The organism is Ekhidna sp. (assembly GCF_039960695.1).
Classification (GTDB): Bacteria; Bacteroidota; Bacteroidia; order Cytophagales; family Cyclobacteriaceae; genus Ekhidna.
In genome coordinates this window covers 412661-434413 of the sequence record NZ_JBDVKP010000019.1, presented here as the reverse complement: position 1 = coordinate 434413, position 21753 = coordinate 412661, and the positions used below count along the sequence as shown (strand labels likewise).

Sequence of the window (21753 nt, the reverse complement as noted above, 5' to 3'; positions counted from 1 at the left end):
AATGTTTTAAGTAGCATAGAATCTACTCAAAAAACACCAAAACACCAAATTAAGTATGCCCGGAATTTAGCTTGAATGATCAGCTACAATCACCCATTCATTGTCTAATCTTCGGAAGATAAGTGAGAAGTGGCCTTTGGGATTATCATTTTCTCTTTTAAGGTTCCATTTTCCAATCACGGACCAAAAGTCATCACTCAAAGGCTCTAGTATGATTAGCTCAAATGACAACATTCCCATGGCAGCTTTGTCTGGATAGCTTTTCTTGTAATTGTCCAATGTTTTCTGCCAACCATATGTCACACCAGACTTGCCTATAAAGACGAGCTGTTCGGATTTCCAGTAGCCTTCCATGAAACATTCAAGATCTCCGTCATTCCAACACTCTTCTTGCTGAGCTAAGACATCTCTTATTGCCCTTTCATCAGGGTTCTGCTGAGCTTGTATTTGAAAAAAGAACGCAATGGAAAAAAGAAGAGAAACAGGTACCCTCATTTTCGCAAATAGGTTTGAATCTTTGCTTTCAACGTTTCTTTATCTGTGGTAATGTGAGGGTCGCTATAAATCTTCAGCATCATTTCCCTCAACACGTCTTCATCATAACCTAGCTTACTTGCTATTTTCGCACAAAACTTGATTTCCTCTTTGTATATCCGACCATCAATTTTCATTAACTGCACCACATTGTAGAGGTAGTCATATCGCTGATCATCCGAAAGTGTCTCCAAACCCTCAATAATCGATGGATCTTCAAAGCACTCACTTATTTCTTCGGCAGACATGCCGTTGGCCTTGCCTATTTGTTTGATAAGGTCTATCTCTTCCTGCACAACCACACCATCAACGCGTGCTAATTGCACAAGCATGTTTAAATGAGACCTGACGATATTTGGAAAATTATTCTCGATGGCTTTAAATAAGTTATTATAGCTTTATACTAAGCTTCACAAAAGTAAGCCCGAGCTGGTTAATCTCAAACTATATTGTGTTATCGTGTAAATAATGACATGAGATGAATTTTTTGGCACATCTATATCTGAGTGGTGACGATGAAGAACTTATGGTAGGAAACTTCATCGGTGATTTTGTCAAAGGATCACAGATGGAGCAATACCCGGATAAAATGCGAAAAGGCATACGATTACACCGTAGTATTGATCATTTCACAGATAATCATGAGGTAGTACTTCTCAGCAAGGTAAGATTGCGAGAAAAGTTTAGCCACTATGCACCTGTAATAGTTGATGTGTATTATGATCATTTCTTAGCTAAAAACTGGGGTGCATTTTCAAAAATCCCACTCAAACAATACACTGAAAATTTCTATCAACTGATGAAAAAGTATGTAGGTATTATACCAAAAGGTGTTACTCACATGCTAAGTTTTATGTCGAGAGATAATTGGCTTTACAACTACCAATTTATTGAGGGAATAGATAGAGCGCTAACCGGAATAAGTAAGCGAACTAAATATGAAAATAAGATGGATGAAGCATCGCTTTCATTAAAGGAGCACTATCATGATTTCCAAGAAGAATTCAATCAGTTTTTTCCAGATCTTCAAGTCCATGTAAGCAATTTTGAAGAATGAAGGATCTTTTAATTGTAGGAATGGGAGGTTTCATTGGTAGCGCCGCAAGGTATGGTATCTATCTAGCGACGATTAAAAACTTTGCAGACAAACCATATACTTCGACTCTAATTGTGAATTTGGTTGGCTGTCTTCTTATTGGATTACTTAGTGGTGGTTTAGTCAAACTCAATAATACGACCTCATTGTTTCTGATTGCTGGTCTTTGTGGCGGCTTTACCACCTTCTCCACTTTTGGCTTAGATGGCCTCAAGCTCATTAAAGATGGCTTCATCTTGCAGTTCTTTTTATATGCCTCCGCAAGTATGGTTGGGGGTTTAGCTCTGTGCTTTGCAGGATTTTATGCTACCAACCGTATCTAGGTTACTGGTAGAAAAAATTTAAAAAAATCTCATTCTTATCGGAAAATCGAACGTGTACACCGCGTGTATACATTGATTTTTTCCATCTAAATCACTCAATATCTATCATTGTTCTGCCTACTCACTTGTGGGTTTACCGCCTATTCGATTAAGATTTTAAACAATGCATTTGATGCCACTAACATGCATTTGTAAAGCACTCAAGATTAATTCCTCTAACAACTAGTTAAAGCATCCGTTCATTGGGCGGATGTTTTTTTACCAATATCTTTTGGGCGATTATCTCGTTAAAAATGTACCTTAATCTTCCAAATGACTAACTACTATCACGTATTAGGGCTTTCTGAGGACGCTACTCCTGATGAGATTAAAGCAGCTTTTAAGCGGCTAGCGGTCAAGTATCACCCGGACAAGCACCCGGATAAGCCGGAGATGGAAGAAAAGTTTAAAGAGGTCAATAGAGCTCATCAGATTCTGTCCGATGAATATGAGAAAGCGAGATTCGATCTCAAACTAAGATACCGACAGTTTTCCCAGAGTGAATCAAGGCCGTACACTTATCAACCGCCACGATCGGATGCTTGGAAGAACCGAAACAGGACACGGTATGCTTCAGGGCAAATTGACTATAGACAAAATGCAATAGCCACAGCATATGCTTTTGGCATCACTTTTCTAATCGCTCTGGTAGTGATGACGGGCGTATGGGTCAAGCAAAGCTATGATTATCATAAGCTTGAAGAACTGCTCGCGGAAAGACGAACAACCTACACGGAAGCAAGGCATTTTTTTGAGGCAGGGGAATACAAGATTGCATTTGAGCTCATGACATCATTAAATTTTTTCCGCAATGAAGAAGTAGATATGAAAAACTTCAAGAGTTCCATGTTGGAAAGGATCATAGCAAAAGGTGATTTACAATACAAAAATGGTAATTATACTGGCGCAATTGTTCTATACGAGATGGTCCAGGAATTTGCACCCAATTTGCCATTCTATGAACTAAGACAAAAACTTGCTGAGGCATACAAAGAGACCAATCAACCAGAAAAAGCCATTGAGATTCTTAAAAACTTTTTAGTGGGCGAGTATGAAATCATAGCCTCGCTTGTGAAAATTGCTGAAATTCAACGTGATGAATTGAATAATCCAGAAGAAGCCCTGGATCACCTTCTTATTGCCCACAGACTGGCAATCAAGCGATATAAAACCTTCTATGGAGAAGGCTACGCGTTGGTCATCAATGAAAAATACGTACCCAAGTCCCACTACTATTTGTATACAAACTTAGCAGACATTTACCTGAAACTGGACGATCCTGATATGGCATTAAAAGCTTCCGACTGGAACAAATATGTCTGGCCAGATAGTGCTGCATCATTTATCACTAGTGCGAATGCATATATCGCCTTAGGTGAGCACAGGAGAGCTTGTCAAGAATTTGATGGAGCATTTGAACGACAGTGGAAAGGCGACGCTCCTAACTTTTGCAACTAATGGCAGGCTACTCAAAAAACCCCTTATGGAAAAAGCTTGGTATCAAAGAAGGATACACTTGCTATCTATACAACTCTCCAGAAAATTATTTTGAGTTGCTGGAAGAAACACCTAAAGACACTGAATGGGATGATGAGCTGAATGCCTCGTTGTATGATTTCCAACATGTATTTACTACTCACATGTCTACTTTAAGTTCCGAATGGACTAAATGGAAAAATACGTTGAAAAAAAACGGTACGCTGTGGATTTCCTGGCCGAAAGGCGGCTCAAAGATTGAGACGGATCTAAACGGAAATATTGTGCGAGAGTTTGGACTCAAAGGTGGACTCGTAGATGTAAAAGTTTGCGCAGTAGATGACGACTGGTCTGGGTTGAAATTTATGTATCGGAAAAAAGATCGTTGAAGTCATCGTCGAGCTTAAATTCTATTTTGCAGCGACGGTCACTCAGCAGCTCCATATCATCAACAGGAATAAACTCACCCTCTTCTTTCTTAATTTTTTCGTTCGCTTCTTTTTTTACTTCCATTCGCTTAATAGCGTCAGCAAAACGTCTCATTTCCGTCATATCTTCTAATATAAGCTCCGGAACTTGACATGGCTTGCCATCATCTCCTTTTGCTACCATTGTGAAGTAACTGTTGTTTGTGTGCTTTACCTCATTAGTTTTTACATTCTCCGAGGTGACTTTTATGCCTACCACTAATGAGCTGTTTCCGACGTAATGGACTGCAGCATCTAAAGTTAACAGCTCCCCTACATCTACGGGTTGCAAAAATTCAACCCCATCTACTGTCACAGTAACACAATATGTACCTGCATGCTTACTCGCCACTGCATAGGCTACTTTGTCCATCAGAGAAAGAATAAGTCCTCCATGAACTTTGCCTCCAAAATTGGCGAAAGATGGAATCATTAGCTCGGTGAGCTTAGTTCGTGAAAACTGAACTGATCGGGGCTCCATTACTAAAAATCTATTTTAATATCCGTGGCCTGTTCTCCATTGAGAACCTTAAGTAAATCAAACTCATATATTACATCTTTACCTTGCTTCTCTACCAATTGATCTTTACTGGCTTTCTTCACATTCTTTGGTAAATGTATGATCAAACGAGACTTTGAACCTTCCAGTAATGTGTTTAGCATCATCATTGTAGAATCATTCATTTCAATTTGCTTATCTATTATTGTGGTTCTAGAAAACGATTTACCATCAAAACTATATTTCACTTGCATATTGGGTAAATCCATTCCCATTCCCCCACTGGTGGCTGATTGATTTTCATTCATGAATTCGAGAAAATCCTCCAGATCATTCACCGCTTCGAACTTGTAACTCATACCTGAGTTGAGATAGCCTTTTTCCTTACTTCCTCTCATAAACATCTCTATTCTTTCCAGGTATTTCTGATTATCAGGGTCGTTTTTGATACTATCCGGCACGCGTGTGGAAAAGTCTATGAGTGAATCCACTTCATCTGGCATATCTGCCCAGATTTGTGCATCAATGACTTGTCTCAAGCTATCTTCAGACGCATCGGGATAAATACTACTCATCATACCCATCATCATACCTCGTGTACTGCTGATAACATCAGTGTAGACAAGATATTCGCCGCTTCCATCATTATTCAAATAGATTTCTTCAGTAATACTAGTACATGAGCACAAGAGGAGTAAAATGAGAAATTTTATCTTTTTCATCGTACAGGGATTAGGTTGAAACTAGAAGATAATAATTATCCTACCAGATCACCACTTAGCACCCTACATTTCTTAATCTTCTTGTTCAATATGATCTTCCAAAAAGGTGAACGGGTAACAACTAATTTGCTTTTAACCCACAGGTTATTCAATAATTTTCCTTTCCAGGTCTTACTGCCTGCAATATTTGTTGGTTCAACCAGGTATTCAAATCCCATCTTGTGAGTTTCTTCTAACACGCATAGATTGCCGTAAAGAATGTTATTGGCATTAGGTACATAGATTAAAGCATATTTCTTACGCTTTGGCTTATTTGCTCGTTTATTCGAGTCTTTTCTCATCTCCAGATTTTCTGTTGGTAATTCTTGTTCTACGGGCTTTTCCTTTTGTGCCAGGCAGCTCAAAGTAATGGTGACTAAGATTACAGAAAAGAGTATGCGCTTCATTCAAAAACCAAAATAGAGAAATTTTAAGCAATGATTGCGGGTCGGGGGACGAATAAATAACTTGCGGCGCAAAATAGACACCAGGTGAAGTTTATTATTTCTTTTTTCTTAAGACACGTCCCGCGTAAGTATCTGCAATTATTTAGCCATATAGCTATGCGGATAATGGCTTTTTTTTATCGAGGCAACAAGGTAGAATGTCCAGTATGTGAATCACACTTTCGTAAGTTTTTGCCCTACGGAAGACTTTCATCAAGAAGCAATGCCCTATGCCCAAAATGCCTTTCGCTTGAGCGTCACAGACTGATATGGCTGTATTTAAGGCGGAAAACGGATTTTTTCTCTAAGGAAGCTAGGATGTTACACGTGGCACCGGAACTATGCTTTATGAATCGCTTTGAGGCACTTGAGAATCTAGATTATATTTCTGCGGATATTGAATCTCCATTGGCTAAAGTAAAAATGGATATTCATGAAATTCCTTTTGAAGACAATTCTATCGATATCATCTTTTGTAATCATGTATTGGAGCACGTGGATGATGACATGAAGGCTCTCAGTGAGATGAAGCGTGTACTGAAGCCCGGAGGATGGGCCATTTTGCAGGTACCTTTCTTCTATCCGCTTCCAGAATCTACCTATGAAGATCAAACGATTATTGATCCGAAAGAGCGAGAGAAAGCATTTGGACAGGATGATCATGTACGTATGTATGGGAAAGATTACGCAAAAAGACTTGCGAGTTCAGGACTTCAAGTGCATGAAGAGCGAATAATTGATGAGTTAAGTGCTGATGAAAAATCTCGTTATGCCTTACCTGATAGTGAAATTATATACCGGGTTGTTAAATAGTTTATTCTGACTTTTCAATTGCTACAGTATCCGTGGGAATTGAATAGGTTTTTCTTGCATAATCATTGAACTCCTTGAGCTCATTTATTAAGCTAAATTCTATTGCTCCGTAATCACTGAAGAGAATTCCACAAACATTTTTCATTCGCGGATCATCAAAGAATGCCGGCTGAAAAATAATATCTCCCAACTTAGTATTGAAGCGATTTACCAATACTTCGTACTTTTCAATTTCAGCCAACCGATTGATGAATTCGTAAGAAACCAGCGTATGCTTGGAGTCCTGAATCAGAAACTTCCAGGTAGTCGATTTCAAATCCGGAGTATAAACCCCTTTGCTTTTTCTAATTATATCTGCTAAAGTGTATTCATCATCATCTAGATATCGCTCCAATGTATCCATAAAAAGCGCCTGACGCCTTAGCGCTTCATTCAGCTCTAGAATATTCCCTTCATTCTCTTTGATTATTGATTTTACCGAGTTTTGAATATAATTTTTCTCTGAGTTTGACTGTTGCCAATTATTAATAAATAATGCCAACAGGATACCTACTAGTACTGGAATTATATCAATTAAGATTTTCTTCAGCTTCATAGACAAATATCAATTAAAACTATATTCCACACCAAAATACACTTCATAGATAAACTTATTCAGTGGAATGATCGGACGATCGTCAAGTAAGAAGTTGGAAGTCATTTTAACCTTGAACTGCTCCGTGAGGGCATTCTTAAATTCCAATTGTCCACTTATCCGATTTCGAAATCGATCTATTGCACCATCTCTTCCTGATTGTAGGTACACGATCGCATTGATGTTGGTCGAAGGTGTTAATTTGATATCTGCACTCACATATGAGTTCATTTTCCAGAGTTCTTTATTGATTTCCATCTCTCCAGCATTCCAGCGCTCCATTTCTCTAAAAATCCCTAACCCTGCATAGAGCGAACTCCTTTTTTGAAGAATATTCCAACGATAGCCTCCTCCGAGCAGCCATCTCAGCTCCATATTTCTTGATTCATCAAATTGAATCTGTCCATAAACTTCTGGAGTTAGCCTGGCTGATCTACGCAATATTTGCCTCAAATGTGCGGTTCCATTATAAATAAGTGGACCGTTTCCAATCTTGAAATAATTGAGGCCACTTAAAAAAACGGTCGCCGATTTCTCTGCTATATAAACGATATCAATATTATTATTTACTCCGACATAAACACTTTGTTCTTCCACAGATGAGCTTCTATTATTGATTGCGAATGTGGCATCTATCACTCCAATAAAGTAGTTGGATGAATCAGAAGATAAAGATCCTTTATCCACTTTTAATATCTGAGCATGCGCTGTGGATAGTAAAAAACTAAAGACTATTGAAATAACTATTTGCCTCATAGGTCCATTTTTCAAACTGCAAATCTTAAACGGATCAAGTGGCCTGACAAGCCTAAAACAAAAAAAGTCCTGTTTTCACAGGACTCTCTGTTCCATTTCAAGATGGTTAATCACATACCGCCTTTAGCAAAGTCTTGGCTAGGTGTACCGGACAAGCATCTAGAGATTACCGGAAAATCATCGGTGATCACATAGAAGTAGTCAAAAGTTTCGGTGCCTTGGGTTTGAGAATTGAAGATGGTAACTGCTCTTGAGATGCCATTGCATGCATCCAAATCGCCAGATCCGGTCACATATTCATAATCATTGGTATACTTACCATTGTACTCACCGCATGGCTCTGAGTTGCCGTCTCCTGGTCGTTCACCATCCTTCAATTGATAGCTTGGAGTAAGTAATTCCACTCCTTCACTACCATCCGGGCCATATTTGTAAAAGATTGGAAATCCATCGACTGCCCAACCTACTTGAACCGGTTGACTAGGGACTGTGCTTCCTGTGCCTAATCCTGCAAGCAGCGCGTCGGCGTATACTGCCATGTCGCCATGGTAGTGGATAAGGCCTGTTCCCGCTTGCATATCAGGCTGTAGGTGTGCATTGTTACAATCTAATCCGACTTCAGATCGGTTGTTCGTAGGTTCAAAAACCCAATCCCAATTGTACTCACCAGTATCAGTATCTTCAAAAATAAACGGTGTACCTGGCGCCGGGTCTATTGGAACTCCGTTCAGCGCTATCCCAAAATCATAGGCTGGCATGTTGTCTGTGTCGATTATGCTAGTCGTATTTGTTGCGAGCTCAGGAGTAGCATCAATTTCATATGTAACCATATTGGAAGTAAGTCCTGAGATTCCAAGGTTAGCCACCTGATTTCCATAATCATGAGCAGGCACTCTGTTGGTTGTTATTTGCCTGTTGCCATTACCAATAAAGGTTTCTGTGTATTCATTGTCAGCAGATGGGGTATTGTTGCACACTGTATTATTCTGATTTGTAGAATTGTCACTGGTACATTCAGTGGTTGCTACTGTTACTGAGAAGTTATCGGTTGCACTACCTCCGTTACCATCTGTTGCCGTTACGGTAATGTCTGCATTTCCATTTGCTACCTCATTTATCGTCAATGTACTCCCTGCTACTGAAACTGTGACCACCGTGGTAGCACTGCTTGTAGCGCTATAGTTCAGGCTGTTTCCATCAGAATCGTTAAATACAGGAGCTAGGTTAACTGTTGTAGACTGGAACCCAGGTGAAAGCGTTATATCATCTAAGGCTGCAACTACTTCCGGACTAGCATTAACATCTTCATCGCCATCGTCTCCACAAGCAATGAAAGTGCTTATAAAAAATGCGACTAAAAGGTATTTTGAGAATTTTATCATCGTAGTGTGTTTGTTCTATTACTTAGATGATATTTTCTGAGAAATACTTGCGCACAAAATAAAAAAGGCTCTTTTCAGAGCCTTTTATATTTATCATTCAGAATCTTCGACGGGTGAAGAACGATTATCATTCGAAACAACATCTATCAGCTTATAGTATGGATCTATACCGACTGAGGTTGGCTTTTCGTCTACAATGACCTTTATCTCATTATTGATTTGCTCAAATTTTTGTTTCTTCAAGTAAAGAGGTACCTCTTTCATTTTCCCATCCACCTCTTTTTCTACGAAGACACCTACATCAATCCAATCATTGAGAGGAAGTGAAATCAATGGCCTACGTCTTCCTTCAACTTGATAACTTAGACTATCTCCATTGGCATCTGTAAAAATCCGTTCTCCTTTCTCATCCGCGCGATATTTGGAAATCAGTGTCGCAAGGGTCACCTCATATTTTCCATCATCCAGTACTTTGTAAGAAGCTTTGGTCACGCGATTATTATATAGCGTAATGGTCTCCAGCATATCCTCCACCAGGTATCTTAGTGAGTCAGGAGTTGCTTCTTTGACAAAACCAAGGTACTCCAGAGCTGTCGTATATGGTGGTTCCTGAAATGCAACACTATCAATGTATTGGCTCATTGCCTTATTAAATACGGACTCACCTAGATAGTCACTAAGCGCATAGAGTACTAATGATCCTTTATTGTAATGGATATATTGTTGGTTTTCATTGAAGATCAACGGCTTTTCTTTTAGGCGCTCGAAGGTTCTACCTTGTAAATACTTATCTAAAGCGTCTTTCAGAAATACACGCATTTTATCAGATCCGTATTCTTTCTCCAATACACGTAGGCTGCTATACTCAGACATACTCTCAGACATCAATGTAGCGCCCTGCACATTAGCGCCAATCACCTGATGTGCCCACCACTGGTGTGCTACTTCATGAGCAGTGACGCTGAATGGATAGTCTACTCCTTCCGGGTCTTCATCGTCAACTTCTGCTATAAAACCAATCGCTTCAGAGAAAGGAATTGTATTTGCAAAAGATTGTGCAAATGATCCACTGGTTCTTGGAAATTCAATAATTCTTACTTGCTTATGCTGATATGGACTGAAATTTCTGGTGTAATATTCAAGAGATTTTTTTACCCCTTTAATCATCCTGTCCAGATTATATTCATGTCCTTCATGATAGTAGATTTCAATATTGATATCATTCCATTTATCACGCAAAACTTCATAATCAGCTGACTGATATGCATAAAAGTTCAGAATTTTACTGTCCATTTTATAATGGAAATACCTGCGTCCTTCCTCCGTCCATTCTTTTTGAAGGTATCCTGGCGCAATGGCAATTTGATCTTCTGCTGTGCTGACAGTTGTTTCGAAGGTGATCCAGTCTGCACTGGAAGAGATGTAAGTATTCGCCAAGGCAGTCGTATCCAAAGGAGACTTCATACGTTCCTTTTCAGGCAATCCATACTTTTCACGCACTTTATTGTCGACCAATTCAGCACTTTCAGAATAGCCAAATGTTGGAAAGATGCCATTATTTACGAACGTTCCGTTTGCAATAACCGGTGAATTATTTCGTAAAAGCGTATTCGGCTTGTTCCACATTTTGAAGGTAAAAATGATGGAATCGCCAGGCTTCATGGGTTGTGCCAATCGATAGAAATCATAATGGTATGTGGTATCCTCCATTACCAGCTCATTGGCTACCGAAAAAGAAAACTCACTAGGATAGTTGGTGTGATTTAAAAACAATGAGTCTATATCTTCTTTGGATTTGTTGACTACAACAAAAGTTGCAGCTACCTGGAAATCTCTCGTTTTCGGAAAAATATCCATGTCTACTTTGACGTCTGTTATTCGGGGTTGAGCCATTCCAGCATACTTACGGTAGAGCTTCTCTTGCTCCACTTGTTGCTCTTCGCGTTCTTTAGCGGACACATAGGTATTCTCGACATTATTGACATACCAGATGTAGCTGCCGAGTCCTAGAAACGAAAGAATGAATAATGTAAAGGCAATCTTTAATGGTCGCGTAAAAGAATGAAGGCCTTCCTTAAGCTTAATCTTAAATGTAGTAGGCATTCCTCGTCGCCAAAATGCAATGGCCAAAACATAAAATGCACATCCCAAAAGCAACCAATATATCTTATATACAAAATACCTTGCGATAGAAATTCCGTAACCATTCATTGGAGAATAGGAAGTCCCCGGTCCCTCGTTATATTTAAAAATGGATTGCTCTATGCCTACTGAGTCTAGAAAATTGATACCAATACCGACACCTAAGGCTATAAAGAAACCTACGAGGTAGTTGGGAATTAAAGTGTGAATGAAAATGGCTAACAAACTCCAAACAATGATATTCCAAATTCTTAGGAAATACAGATCCTGTAGGTACAAGCCAATGTCATAGTCATAGAAACCTGCATATGACTGAATCAAGATTCCGCTTATCATAATCAGAATCAACAGTACTACCTGAATCTTAACGAGCGCAATAAACTTAGACAATAACATCGTCCAGTTGGGCATTGGAGCTACATCTACCAATTGGTTGATCTTAGAAATCCTATGCCTATGTATAAGCATACCTGCATAGAGATAAGTAATTGGCAGAATCGCAATTCTTGTAAATACGGCTCCGGCTATGTTCAGCATTTGCCAGGTAACCGGATAGGTAGCGGTACCAAAAATTTGTTGACCTACTGCCAGAGTGGTTGTTAAAATGAGCAGACCAATTAATGAAATAATGATAAATGGCCAACTTTTTACCACAAACAGAAAGTCATTATTCGATAGTGTCCATGCTGATTTCATTCTATTTAGTAAGCTGTGATCGAGTGAAACCTTAGGCAAGTTGACGCGAACCATGCTGCCAAAATTATTTTTCGTAACACGCGCTCCTTTTTGCTTTTTAAAGCTGAAAGAAAGTGGATTATGAGAAAACTTGAACACCCAAAACACGCTCATAAAGATTAATAATCCCAGTCCTCCCCAGATCAGTCTATTGTATATGATGTATCCTTCGAATGGCAGCAGGTTCTCATTTTGTTCAGCTACAGTCCAGTATTCTGTATAGTACGAGCTCGCAGAAGCACCAAACGGATCGAGAAGTGCGCCGAGCTCTTTATTGTCTAGGTTTCCAATAATTGTTTCGGCAACTCCTTGCAAAAGAAATAATGCAATCACCGCCACGAAGCCTGCGGATATATTTCTAGAGAATGTAACCACACCAAAGATGATCGCGCTAAAAAAAATCAAGTTAGGGATGATGTAAATGAGATAGGGCTGTAGGTAGTTCAGCAAATTGAAATCCCCTAAGAGCTCCGGATTTGTACCTGGTAAATACCCTCCAACAATTGCTCCCAAAGCAATGGAAAGTAGTACCATTATTGTCACTGTCAGGCCACTCAAATATTTTGCAAGGAGGTAGTCTGTCTTCGTGAAAGGATATGAATACAACACATTGCTAGTGTTACTGCTATAATCCTTGTTAATGGTTCCACCTACGATTGATGGAATAAGGAAAAAGGCAATTATTGAAAAACCATTGATGAAGTTGTTCAGTGAGAACGCTGAGTTTATAAAAGCGATTGAACTTCTGATCACGGTGATAGAATCAAAGATTCCCGCGTTTGAAGCCATGGCCAATGTAGAAATGGCAAACAGAGAGCCCAGGTAGATATAAAACAGAGGATTCTTAACCCAATATTTTATTTCAAAAGAGAATATTTTCAAAAACATATTGGATGATTTAGACTTCTGCAGTTTGTTCCTGACTAAGCGTGGTGAAGTAAACATCTTCGAGGTTTGCCTCCACCGGCTTAAACCCATCTCCTGGGTTGCTGTCGTTTAAAACCCGAATGTTTACTGTATTGTCATCATTGAAATTGGACGAGATGACATTGTATTTGGCTTCTTCTGTTTCCAGATTATCTCGCTCTATGATCTTCTTCCATATCTTACCCTCAAGTGTTTTTACGGCCTCTTTTGGTGTTTGATGTGACAAAATTCTTCCGCCATTCAAAATGGCCATGTCTGTGCAAAGCTCCTTTACATCATCCACAATGTGGGTAGAAAAGATTACAATGTTATTTGTTCCTATTTCGCGAAGTACATTCAAAAATCTTTGTCTCTCGGTGGGATCAAGTCCTGCTGTAGGCTCATCCACTACGATCAGTTTAGGATCATTAAGTAAAAGCTGAGCAATTCCAAATCTTTGCTTCATCCCTCCTGAATACTTCGCTACATCTTTTTTTCTTACTTCATAGAGGTTGGTCACTTCAAGTGCACTTTTCACAATGGCATCACGCTCAGCTTTGGTTGATACACCTTTTAAGGTTGCAAAATATTGCAGAAGGGCTTCCGCTGACATTTTTCCATATACACCAAACTCTTGTGGCAGGTATCCCAGGCGCTTCCTAAACTCCATTTCATTTTCATGGATGTTCATATCATCCATATAAATCTCACCTGAATCTGGTGATTGTAGAGTTGCAATGGTTCGCATCAAAGAGGATTTGCCAGCTCCATTTGGTCCAAGTAGGCCAAACATTCCGGATGAAATCTCCAATGAGACATTGTCAATGGCTTTTACGCCATTTTTATAGGTTTTGGAAAGGTTAGAAATCGTCAGTTTCATGAAATTAAGTTTAGGGATTCGGTCACATTAGTATCCCGCAACTTAAAAAACTTACAGTTGAAATTGAGAAAAAACATTTCTAACAAGTATTCGATGAGAAGAGCATGTGTTTTTTATGCAGACATCACCAACTCATGACAGATGATTTTATCCATCAGGGTTTCAGTGTACTTTTTTGTTAAATTGATTTAAAGCCTAATGCTATGAATTTGATTTTGAAATTGATTCTGGGACTTTCAATGACATTAATTTATAACATTGAAATGCAGAAACCTTACCCAAGGAATCAGCCGGTGGTAGCATATCACACAAAGCTTCAATCAGTGTTTTTGTTTGGTGGATTTGATTCAAACATAAAAATGAGATCAAATGATTTATGGAGCTTTAATGGCAAAAAATGGTCAGAATGGAATTCTGATGAAATCCCAGAACCAAGAAATGGACATGCGATGATATATGATGAACATACTAATCGACTTGTACTTTTTGGAGGTAAAACAGACAATGGAAATTTGCTGAATGACACCTGGATTTGGACACAATCAGGTTGGCAGGAATTATCGATAACCGGTCCGGAAGCCAGACAGTCTCATAGAATTCTTCCTACAAAAGATGGAATTATACTTTTCGGTGGCTCTGATAGCAATGGAAATTCTCTTAATGATACGTGGATTCTTCAAGATAGTAGCTGGCGAAAAGTTGAAACTAAAGTGAAACCACCATCAAGAAGGCAACACACACTTGCATACAACTCTGCGCAAAACAGTGCTATCCTATTTGGTGGATTTGATCGTTTAGCTGGTGAGAAAATTATTTACGGTGACACATGGATGTTTGAACATATGACCTGGAAGAAAGTTAATGAAAGCCCGGAGCTGGGTCGTGATCATCATGCAATGGCCTACGATAAGAACAACAAAGCGATCATTCTCTTTGGTGGATACAATAAAGGATATCTTGGCGATACAAGATTATGGAATGGTTACGAATGGGTGGAACTAACTTCGGATGGACCTTCCCCTAGAGCGGGAAAACCAGGCCTGTTCTATGATTCTAAAAATGAAGCTGTTGTTTTATTTGGCGGATGGGATGCAACTAATAAACCATTGATAGATTTCTGGAAATTTGATCTTAAATCTAAATCGTGGACCCAACTTTAGTTTTCTAAAATCAACAATCAATATCTTCACTTTTTCTCCACATATCGACGGCCTTCTCAATGAATTTTTCAATAGGGGTTCCTGCTAAATTTGTCGATTTCTTAAATCGAAGACAGCCTTTTCCGTGATCTATTCCTTCGAGCAGTTTTCCACTTGGATCAACCTTACTCGCATCACCAACATAAAGTGCTACATAATTTTTCTGTGCATTGAGCTGAAAAATGACTCCTTTTTCATCCTGATAGCTGAGCATCTTATACCGAATTCCTTCGGTTAAGCATATTGAGTGAGCAGAATATCTCTCAGCTTGAGGAGTTTTTCTTTCCGCCAATCCTCTTCCAATTGGTGTAAATATTCGGTCGGTGTGGTTGCTTCGTATAACACTACTATAATTTACATGTTTCTACGGTATTGTCCTCCAACTTCAAACATTGCATGTGTAATCTGTCCTAGCGAGCAGTACTTTGCTGCTTCCATTAGGGTGGCAAAGGTGTTTTCGTTATGAAGCGCGGTTTCTTGCAGCTTCACAAGTATTTCTTCTGCTTTACCTGAATTACCTTCTTTCAGTGAGTTGAGGTTGGTAATCTGCTGTTCTTTTTCGTCTTGCGTAGCGCGAATTACTTCGTCAGGAATAATTGTCGGTGAACCCTTGGATGACAAAAAGGTATTCACGCCAATGATTGGTAGTTCTCCTGTGTGCTTCTTGGTCTCGTAGTACAGTGATTCTTCCTGAATCTTACCTCGCTGATACATGCTTTCCATGGCACCCAGCACGCCACCTCTCTCAGTTATCCTGTCAAACTCCATCATTACTGCTTCCTCTACCAGATCGGTAAGCTCCTCAGTGATAAACGAGCCTTGCATTGGATTTTCGTTCTTCGCAAGACCAAGTTCTTTATTAATAATCAACTGGATAGCCATTGCCCGACGTACCGAATCTTCAGTAGGTGTTGTAATTGCCTCATCGTACGCATTTGTATGGAGTGAATTACAATTATCATAGATCGCGTAAAGTGCCTGTAGCGTAGTGCGAATATCATTGAAATCAATCTCCTGCGCATGGAGTGAACGTCCTGAGGTTTGAATGTGATACTTCAGCTTCTGTGCTCGCTCGTTAGCTCCATATTTTAGTTTCATTGCTTTGGACCAAATACGCCTGGCAACTCGACCAATGACTGCATATTCTGCATCAACTCCATTGGAAAAGAAGAAGGAAAGATTCGGTGCGAAAGCATTGATATCCATACCTCTGGACAGATAGTATTCCACAAATGTGAATCCATTTGCTAGCGTAAATGCAAGTTGGGTGATGGGATTTGCTCCAGCTTCTGCAATGTGATAACCAGAAATGGAAACAGAATAGAAGTTTCTTACATTGTTGTCAATGAAATACTGCTGCACATCTCCCATGAGTCTGAGGGAGAACTCTGTAGAGAAAATACAGGTATTCTGTGCCTGATCTTCTTTGAGAATGTCAGCCTGTACTGTACCTCGCACTAACGAAAGTGCTTTCACCATCATTTCCTGATAAACATCAGCAGGAAGCACTTGATCTCCGGTTACGCCCAAAAGCATCAACCCAAGGCTGTTGTGGCCTTCCGGAAGATCACCTTTATACACAGGCCTTGCTACTCCACGATCTTTATAGATCTTCTCGATTTTCTTTTCTATTTCTTTTTCCAACCCATTCTCCACAATGTATTTCTCACACTGCTGATCGATGGCGGCATTCATGAAAAATGCACAAATAGTGGCGGCGGGACCATTAATGGTCATGGAAACAGATGTGGTTGGATCACAAAGATCAAAACCAGAATAAAGTTTTTTGGCGTCATCAAGACAGCAGATGCTTACTCCAGAATTACCGATTTTACCGTAGATATCCGGGCGATAATCCGGATCTTCTCCATAAAGTGTTACCGAATCAAAAGCCGTGGAAAGTCTTGCAGCAGGAAGTCCTTGCGATACGTAGTGGAAACGCTTATTGGTACGTTCTGGTCCTCCTTCTCCTGCAAACATCCGTGTTGGATCTTCGCCTTTTCTTTTAAACGGGAATACACCGGCTGTAAATGGGAATTCGCCTGGTACATTTTCCTGCAAACTCCAATGAAGCACATCTCCCCAGCCTTCGTATTTCGGCAGTGACACCTTCGGCACTTTGGTATGTGAAAGTGTCTCAGTAGTTGTCTCTACTTTAATTTCCTTACCGCGAACCTCATAGATATACTCATCACCTTCGTAGTTGGCCTTCTTTTCGTTCCATCCTTCAATGATTTTCAGGTTGTGTGGATCAAGGTCCAATCTCAGATCTTCTTTGGCTTGATCAATAGCAGCCAGTGCATCTTTTTGGTCTTTGAGGATCTCTCCTGATTTGTCTAGACTGTATAGCTTCTGTGCTATTTCCCGTTGTTCGAGGGCTTTCTCATTATAGCCTCGAATGGTCTCCGTAATCTCTGATAGATAGCGTGTTCTCTTTGGAGGAATGATGAACACCTTTTCGCTCATCTCTTCGGTACTCTCAAATGATGACTTCAAGTCTGAGTCTGTTTTCTTAGCGATCAAATTCATCAGCGATAAGTAAAGCTGATTCATACCCGGGTCGTTGAATTGTGAGGCGATCGTTCCAAACACCGGAAGATCCTCATCTTTTGCATCCCAGAGTTGGTGATTGCGCTGATACTGTTTCTTTACATCTCTAAGTGCATCCAGCGCGCCGCGTTTATCAAATTTGTTAAGCGCAATGATGTCTGCAAAGTCCAACATATCAATTTTCTCCAGCTGAGTAGCAGCCCCATACTCGGGCGTCATCACGTACAGTGAGGCATCGGAGTGATCTGTGATTTCTGTATCTGACTGACCTATTCCAGAAGTTTCTAAAATTATCAAATCAAATCCAGCTGCTTTTACAACATCAATGGCATCCTGCACATATTTGGACAGTGCCAGGTTGGACTGACGAGTTGCAAGTGAACGCATATATACACGCTCACTAAAAATTGCATTCATCCGGATGCGATCTCCCAGCAATGCACCACCGGTTTTACGCTTGGATGGATCTACTGAAATTACAGCGATGTTCTTGTCTTTAAAGTCTACCAGAAAACGACGTACGAGCTCATCTACCAATGATGATTTACCTGCTCCACCCGTACCAGTAATCCCCAACACTGGTGTATTCACAGCTTGTTTTCGCAGTGCTTCCATTTCTTCCCGATTCTGATCGGGGTAGTTTTCGGCTGCCGAGATCACACGAGCGATTGTGGAGTGATCTTTGGTGCTAATTTTCTTTATCTGCCCATTTAGATTCTCCCCTACTGCAAAGTCACTTTGCTTGACTAAATCGTTGATCATGCCTTGCAGTCCCATTGCACGTCCATCATCCGGAGAGTAAATACGTGTGATTCCATGATCGTGAAGTTCCTTGATTTCTTCTGGTAGGATGGTTCCTCCTCCTCCACCGAATAGCTTAATATCCGCGCCCCGCTCTTTTAGTAGATCATACATGTACTTGAAGTACTCCACGTGACCACCCTGATACGATGTGATGGCAATGGCTTGCGCATCTTCCTGAATGGCGCAATCCACAATCTCCTGTACCGAACGGTTATGCCCGAGATGGATTACCTCACAACCTGTGGACTGGATGATCCGTCGCATAATGTTGATGGCCGCATCGTGTCCATCGAACAGGGATGCTGCTGTAACGATACGAATGTGATTCTTAGGCTTATAAATCTCAACTTCTGGGTTCATGTCGCTTCAATTTTGGGAGGGTAAAGTTACTGAAAATGGAGATGATTCGAATGTATTTGGATAACCCTAGGATTTAGAAAAGGTTCAATCAATGAATAAAGGCTGATAGCTATTTTCTTCTTTAAATGATTTGAAAAACAGAAGATTTGAATGGTTAGGTTAACACTTTTAGTACAGACTATCGTCATAGCTTAAAAACTTTTCCTAATTTGAGTGCATGTCTGACCCTACTTCTTCGACTGGTCAATGCCTGAACTGTAATGCCACTCTTACCGGTAACTATTGTCAGGAGTGCGGCCAGTCTGCTAAAATCAAGCGTCTCACTTTCAGAGAGGCAATCGACGACTTTTTTAGCTCCACCTTCGCTTTGGAAGGCCCGCTACTTTTTACGCTCAAATCTTTGATCCTCAATCCCGGCAGGATGTTTCGAGAGTTTATTTCAGGAAGACGAAAGACGTATTACAAACCGATTGCTTTTTTCATTGTATTGACGGCAATCTATCTGATCGTAAAAGCCCTAATTGATTATGATCCGCTGGAAGGAGAATTTCGCCAAGCAGATGAAAATGCGCATCCACGTGTTATCAAGTTTAAAGAAGCAGCAAGATATATGGTGACGCATATCAATAACATCATGCTGATCTTCGTATTTTCAATAGGTATTAATTTGAAACTGTTTTTTAGCAAGCGATATAATCTCACAGAATATCTGATCATTAGCTTCTACATTATAGGAGTATACATTCTATTCGCAACAGGTGTTATGATTGTAGATAAGTTTCTTTTTTCCACCTCCAAAGTATTCATATTTTCATTTTTAGCTCTATATATCATTTACTCGTCTGCCACTCTTTTTCAGTCAAAATCCTTCCTGGCATACTTTAAGTATTTGCTCGTGGCAGTGTTGAGTATCGCACTATACATGACTGCCGGATTTGCATTGAGCTATCTGATTGTTACTTTATAGTTATGCCTCACATGATCGGAATCGGAGGATGTAGCAGGTCAGGGAAATCAAGTCTGGCATATGAGATCAAAGAACAACTTCATGACAGGAAGGTGGTTTTGCTAGCTATGGATAATTATGTATTTCCAGAATCTCAAATACCTAAAATCAAAGATCGTATTGATTGGGAAAGTCCCGAATCAGTGAATTTTGAACAAATCATGCGAACGATTGAAGATTGTAAATACTATGATGTCATTGTAATTGAAGGCATATTGATTTTCGCTGATGAATCATTGCGTAAACAGTTTGATACAACCGTGTGGATGCAGATCTCAAAAGAGACTTTTCTCGCACGGAGACGAAATGAAACCCGTTGGGGCGACGAGCCGGATTGGTTTCTCGAGCATGTGTGGGAATCTCATCTACAATATGGTCAGTTTCCGGAAGCTGATTTCGTTGTTTCAGGCGAAGAAGAGATTTCACTCGAAGTACTAAATAGGCTCGTTAAAACCCTTTCCTGATGGGTTGAAGTACTTACCTTTATACACTAATCTATCTAAAATGAAATACTCACTTCTCATCCTTTCTTTTTTCATCTTTGCCAGCTGTACCTCCAATGTTTCGCAGCAAGCATCCGATAAGGAGAGCGAAGAATCCCAAAAACGCCAGCGACCTGTATCGGTCGATAATGGAAAAATTTTCCAAGTGGATAATCGAAAGATGCTCTATGGAGGGCCAGATAGCTCGCAGCATTTTGACATCACAAACAATGAACTGAAGGATGAGCAATTCCACTATGGGATTGGTCGTGAGGCATTTTCAGCACTACTGAATCCTGAATTTATAACGATTTCTGAGGCCGACAGTCAGTGGCACGACACGACACGTTTTTTGGTAGCCTACCGCGGCGATGAAGTCAAGGCATATTCAGTGCCCGACCTTACGCGGCATGAGGTGGTCAATGACAGCCTCGACGGAAAGCCGATTATGGCTGCCTATTGTATACTGGCAGATCTGGGCGCCATCTATAATCGCCAATATGGAGACAAGACGCTAACATTCGCTTTGAGCGGTTACACATATTTTGATGACGAGGTATGGGGTGGATTAGATGGCTTTGTTTTCTGGGATCGCGAAACTGAAAGTCTGTGGTGGCCGCTGATCGGGCGATCTGTCTCAGGCCCGCTAAAAGGCGTGAGTTTACTGGAAATGGATGAGGAATATTGGGAAGATACCGATTGGGCTACCATCAAAGAAAAATACCCAAATGCTCAAGTGATGCTATCAGGACAAGACTTTGAACGTCCCACTTCATGGCCTGCTATAGATGATGTCAATCAAATTATAGCAGACTATCAATCTTCCAGTGGGGACTGAGATGAATGAAGACCAAGGCCTATAGCATGATTTAGGTTTTTAACAGGATTTACTTCCTTTGTTTTATGATTCAATTGAAAATAGTCCTTTTCCAGCTCCTTCTGATTATCGCATGCGCTAGTTCGGATACAAAAACAATCTCTCAGAATAGGCAAGCCGATGTGACCAGAGTCACTGCTTCAGGCTCAGAAAATAACTACTCTTTCTCCGTTACCATTGCGAGCCCTGACACAGGATGTGATCAATATGCAGACTGGTGGGAAGTGGTGTCAGAAGAGGGTGAATTGATCTACCGCAGAATTCTCCTCCATAGTCATGTAAATGAACAGCCATTTAAGAGAAGTGGTGGGTCAGTAACTGTTGCAAAAGATCAGACGGTTTGGGTGCGTGCCCACATGAACAATACCGGATATGGAGGAGTGGTCATGAAAGGTACTGTTGAGGATGGGTTTAAAGTAGCCGATTTTCCAGATACGCTTGGTGTTAATCTGGATAAGGTGGAGCCACTTCCTGGTGATTGTAATTTTTGAGCGCCCGATCACATAGGGAATTCACCATTAAACACCGCTAAAAGCTTCTGGAATTTTTCTTTAAATCTTCTCATCACAAACTTCAAGGAAAGCGC

At 40.2% G+C, this 21753-nt stretch carries 22 protein-coding genes; 10 read left to right on the top strand and 12 right to left on the bottom strand.

What is annotated here, in order from left to right:
• Positions 1-66 precede the first annotated feature (66 nt).
• The gene (locus tag ABJG98_RS15775) at positions 67-495 is read right to left on the bottom strand and encodes a nuclear transport factor 2 family protein (RefSeq protein WP_348280499.1); all 429 of its coding nucleotides are present in this window, start codon (positions 493-495) and stop codon (positions 67-69) included.
• Positions 492-866, bottom strand: coding sequence for a TerB family tellurite resistance protein (locus tag ABJG98_RS15770; protein ID WP_348280498.1), 375 nt, complete (start codon positions 864-866; stop codon positions 492-494). Before ABJG98_RS15770 ends, ABJG98_RS15775 begins: the two co-directional genes overlap by 4 nt.
• 146 nt (positions 867-1012) lie before the next feature.
• On the opposite strand from ABJG98_RS15770, the gene ABJG98_RS15765 reads away from it, so the two are divergent.
• The 4 genes from ABJG98_RS15765 to ABJG98_RS15750 all read left to right on the top strand — a co-directional run bounded on the left by ABJG98_RS15765 (position 1013) and on the right by ABJG98_RS15750 (position 3857).
• Positions 1013-1591, top strand: coding sequence for an ACP phosphodiesterase (locus tag ABJG98_RS15765; RefSeq protein ID WP_348280497.1), 579 nt, complete (start codon positions 1013-1015; stop codon positions 1589-1591).
• Complete coding sequence (locus tag ABJG98_RS15760) at positions 1588-1953, top strand: CrcB family protein (RefSeq protein ID WP_348280496.1); 366 nt, start codon at positions 1588-1590, stop codon at positions 1951-1953. The genes ABJG98_RS15765 and ABJG98_RS15760 overlap by 4 nt, the downstream gene beginning before the upstream one ends.
• Before the next feature lie 312 nt (positions 1954-2265).
• On the top strand, positions 2266-3450 hold the full coding sequence (locus ABJG98_RS15755) for a DnaJ domain-containing protein (RefSeq protein ID WP_348280495.1): 1185 nt from the start codon (positions 2266-2268) through the stop codon (positions 3448-3450).
• Positions 3450-3857, top strand: coding sequence for a DUF3052 domain-containing protein (locus ABJG98_RS15750; protein ID WP_348280494.1), 408 nt, complete (start codon positions 3450-3452; stop codon positions 3855-3857). The genes ABJG98_RS15755 and ABJG98_RS15750 overlap by 1 nt, the downstream gene beginning before the upstream one ends.
• Here the strand turns inward: ABJG98_RS15750 and ABJG98_RS15745 are convergent.
• From ABJG98_RS15745 to ABJG98_RS15735, 3 genes are read right to left on the bottom strand one after another with little or no spacing between them, the layout of a single operon-like run.
• Positions 3832-4416 (bottom strand): acyl-CoA thioesterase, encoded by a 585-nt coding sequence (locus ABJG98_RS15745; protein WP_348280493.1) that lies wholly within the window; start codon positions 4414-4416, stop codon positions 3832-3834. The genes ABJG98_RS15750 and ABJG98_RS15745 overlap by 26 nt on opposite strands.
• A 2-nt stretch (positions 4417-4418) precedes the next feature.
• A complete protein-coding gene (locus tag ABJG98_RS15740) occupies positions 4419-5156 on the bottom strand; it encodes a hypothetical protein (protein WP_348280492.1) in 738 nt (245 codons plus the stop codon).
• A 35-nt stretch (positions 5157-5191) separates the two neighbouring features.
• Positions 5192-5602, bottom strand: coding sequence for a hypothetical protein (locus tag ABJG98_RS15735; protein ID WP_348280491.1), 411 nt, complete (start codon positions 5600-5602; stop codon positions 5192-5194).
• A gap of 84 nt (positions 5603-5686) precedes the next feature.
• Between ABJG98_RS15735 and ABJG98_RS15730 the strand changes: the two genes are divergently transcribed.
• Complete coding sequence (locus ABJG98_RS15730) at positions 5687-6454, top strand: class I SAM-dependent methyltransferase (RefSeq protein WP_348280490.1); 768 nt, start codon at positions 5687-5689, stop codon at positions 6452-6454.
• Between the two features lies 1 nt (position 6455).
• On the opposite strand, the gene ABJG98_RS15725 is transcribed toward ABJG98_RS15730, so the two are convergent.
• The 5 genes from ABJG98_RS15725 to ABJG98_RS15705 form a co-directional block, all read right to left on the bottom strand.
• Entirely contained in the window at positions 6456-7049 is a 594-nt protein-coding gene (locus ABJG98_RS15725; protein WP_348280489.1) for a hypothetical protein, read from the bottom strand.
• 9 nt (positions 7050-7058) lie between these two features.
• Entirely contained in the window at positions 7059-7844 is a 786-nt protein-coding gene (locus ABJG98_RS15720) for a hypothetical protein (RefSeq protein ID WP_348280488.1), read from the bottom strand.
• Positions 7845-7954: 110 nt separating this feature from the next.
• The gene (locus tag ABJG98_RS15715; RefSeq protein ID WP_348280487.1) at positions 7955-9226 is read right to left on the bottom strand and encodes a YHYH protein; all 1272 of its coding nucleotides are present in this window, start codon (positions 9224-9226) and stop codon (positions 7955-7957) included.
• 93 nt (positions 9227-9319) lie between these two features.
• The gene (locus tag ABJG98_RS15710) at positions 9320-12991 is read right to left on the bottom strand and encodes a M1 family aminopeptidase (protein ID WP_348280486.1); all 3672 of its coding nucleotides are present in this window, start codon (positions 12989-12991) and stop codon (positions 9320-9322) included.
• Positions 12992-13001: 10 nt separating this feature from the next.
• Complete coding sequence (locus tag ABJG98_RS15705) at positions 13002-13889, bottom strand: ABC transporter ATP-binding protein (RefSeq protein ID WP_348280485.1); 888 nt, start codon at positions 13887-13889, stop codon at positions 13002-13004.
• 203 nt (positions 13890-14092) lie between these two features.
• Here ABJG98_RS15705 and ABJG98_RS15700 point away from each other — a divergent pair, with 203 nt between their 5' ends.
• The gene (locus tag ABJG98_RS15700; RefSeq protein ID WP_348280484.1) at positions 14093-15049 is read left to right on the top strand and encodes a kelch repeat-containing protein; all 957 of its coding nucleotides are present in this window, start codon (positions 14093-14095) and stop codon (positions 15047-15049) included.
• Between the two features lie 10 nt (positions 15050-15059).
• On the opposite strand, the gene ABJG98_RS15695 is transcribed toward ABJG98_RS15700, so the two are convergent.
• Together ABJG98_RS15695 and ABJG98_RS15690 are read right to left on the bottom strand one after the other, a co-directional pair.
• A complete protein-coding gene (locus ABJG98_RS15695) occupies positions 15060-15380 on the bottom strand; it encodes a DUF1801 domain-containing protein (protein ID WP_348280483.1) in 321 nt (106 codons plus the stop codon).
• A gap of 62 nt (positions 15381-15442) precedes the next feature.
• Positions 15443-18802 (bottom strand): methylmalonyl-CoA mutase family protein, encoded by a 3360-nt coding sequence (locus tag ABJG98_RS15690; protein ID WP_348280482.1) that lies wholly within the window; start codon positions 18800-18802, stop codon positions 15443-15445.
• Between the two features lie 217 nt (positions 18803-19019).
• Between ABJG98_RS15690 and ABJG98_RS15685 the strand changes: the two genes are divergently transcribed.
• The 4 genes from ABJG98_RS15685 to ABJG98_RS15670 all read left to right on the top strand — a co-directional run bounded on the left by ABJG98_RS15685 (position 19020) and on the right by ABJG98_RS15670 (position 21658).
• A complete protein-coding gene (locus ABJG98_RS15685) occupies positions 19020-19769 on the top strand; it encodes a DUF3667 domain-containing protein (RefSeq protein ID WP_348280481.1) in 750 nt (249 codons plus the stop codon).
• A gap of 11 nt (positions 19770-19780) precedes the next feature.
• The gene (locus tag ABJG98_RS15680) at positions 19781-20272 is read left to right on the top strand and encodes a hypothetical protein (protein ID WP_348280480.1); all 492 of its coding nucleotides are present in this window, start codon (positions 19781-19783) and stop codon (positions 20270-20272) included.
• A gap of 40 nt (positions 20273-20312) precedes the next feature.
• Entirely contained in the window at positions 20313-21128 is an 816-nt protein-coding gene (locus ABJG98_RS15675) for a DUF3179 domain-containing (seleno)protein (RefSeq protein ID WP_348280479.1), read from the top strand.
• A gap of 65 nt (positions 21129-21193) precedes the next feature.
• Positions 21194-21658, top strand: coding sequence for a hypothetical protein (locus tag ABJG98_RS15670; RefSeq protein WP_348280478.1), 465 nt, complete (start codon positions 21194-21196; stop codon positions 21656-21658).
• Positions 21659-21753 lie beyond the last annotated feature (95 nt).

Excerpts from the sequence above, each read along its gene's own strand:
- ABJG98_RS15775 (WP_348280499.1), bottom strand. The coding sequence starts at position 495 with ATGAGGGTACCTGTTTCTCTTCTTTTTTCCATTGCGTTCTTTTTTCAA.
- ABJG98_RS15770 (WP_348280498.1), bottom strand. The coding sequence starts at position 866 with ATGCTTGTGCAATTAGCACGCGTTGATGGTGTGGTTGTGCAGGAAGAG.
- ABJG98_RS15765 (WP_348280497.1), top strand. The coding sequence starts at position 1,013 with ATGAATTTTTTGGCACATCTATATCTGAGTGGTGACGATGAAGAACTT.
- ABJG98_RS15760 (WP_348280496.1), top strand. The coding sequence starts at position 1,588 with ATGAAGGATCTTTTAATTGTAGGAATGGGAGGTTTCATTGGTAGCGCC.
- ABJG98_RS15755 (WP_348280495.1), top strand. The coding sequence starts at position 2,266 with ATGACTAACTACTATCACGTATTAGGGCTTTCTGAGGACGCTACTCCT.
- ABJG98_RS15750 (WP_348280494.1), top strand. The coding sequence starts at position 3,450 with ATGGCAGGCTACTCAAAAAACCCCTTATGGAAAAAGCTTGGTATCAAA.
- ABJG98_RS15745 (WP_348280493.1), bottom strand. The coding sequence starts at position 4,416 with ATGGAGCCCCGATCAGTTCAGTTTTCACGAACTAAGCTCACCGAGCTA.
- ABJG98_RS15740 (WP_348280492.1), bottom strand. The coding sequence starts at position 5,156 with ATGAAAAAGATAAAATTTCTCATTTTACTCCTCTTGTGCTCATGTACT.
- ABJG98_RS15735 (WP_348280491.1), bottom strand. The coding sequence starts at position 5,602 with ATGAAGCGCATACTCTTTTCTGTAATCTTAGTCACCATTACTTTGAGC.
- ABJG98_RS15725 (WP_348280489.1), bottom strand. The coding sequence starts at position 7,049 with ATGAAGCTGAAGAAAATCTTAATTGATATAATTCCAGTACTAGTAGGT.
- ABJG98_RS15720 (WP_348280488.1), bottom strand. The coding sequence starts at position 7,844 with ATGAGGCAAATAGTTATTTCAATAGTCTTTAGTTTTTTACTATCCACA.
- ABJG98_RS15715 (WP_348280487.1), bottom strand. The coding sequence starts at position 9,226 with ATGATAAAATTCTCAAAATACCTTTTAGTCGCATTTTTTATAAGCACT.
- ABJG98_RS15710 (WP_348280486.1), bottom strand. The coding sequence starts at position 12,991 with ATGTTTTTGAAAATATTCTCTTTTGAAATAAAATATTGGGTTAAGAAT.
- ABJG98_RS15705 (WP_348280485.1), bottom strand. The coding sequence starts at position 13,889 with ATGAAACTGACGATTTCTAACCTTTCCAAAACCTATAAAAATGGCGTA.
- ABJG98_RS15700 (WP_348280484.1), top strand. The coding sequence starts at position 14,093 with ATGAATTTGATTTTGAAATTGATTCTGGGACTTTCAATGACATTAATT.
- ABJG98_RS15690 (WP_348280482.1), bottom strand. The coding sequence starts at position 18,802 with ATGAACCCAGAAGTTGAGATTTATAAGCCTAAGAATCACATTCGTATC.
- ABJG98_RS15685 (WP_348280481.1), top strand. The coding sequence starts at position 19,020 with ATGTCTGACCCTACTTCTTCGACTGGTCAATGCCTGAACTGTAATGCC.
- ABJG98_RS15680 (WP_348280480.1), top strand. The coding sequence starts at position 19,781 with ATGATCGGAATCGGAGGATGTAGCAGGTCAGGGAAATCAAGTCTGGCA.
- ABJG98_RS15675 (WP_348280479.1), top strand. The coding sequence starts at position 20,313 with ATGAAATACTCACTTCTCATCCTTTCTTTTTTCATCTTTGCCAGCTGT.
- ABJG98_RS15670 (WP_348280478.1), top strand. The coding sequence starts at position 21,194 with ATGATTCAATTGAAAATAGTCCTTTTCCAGCTCCTTCTGATTATCGCA.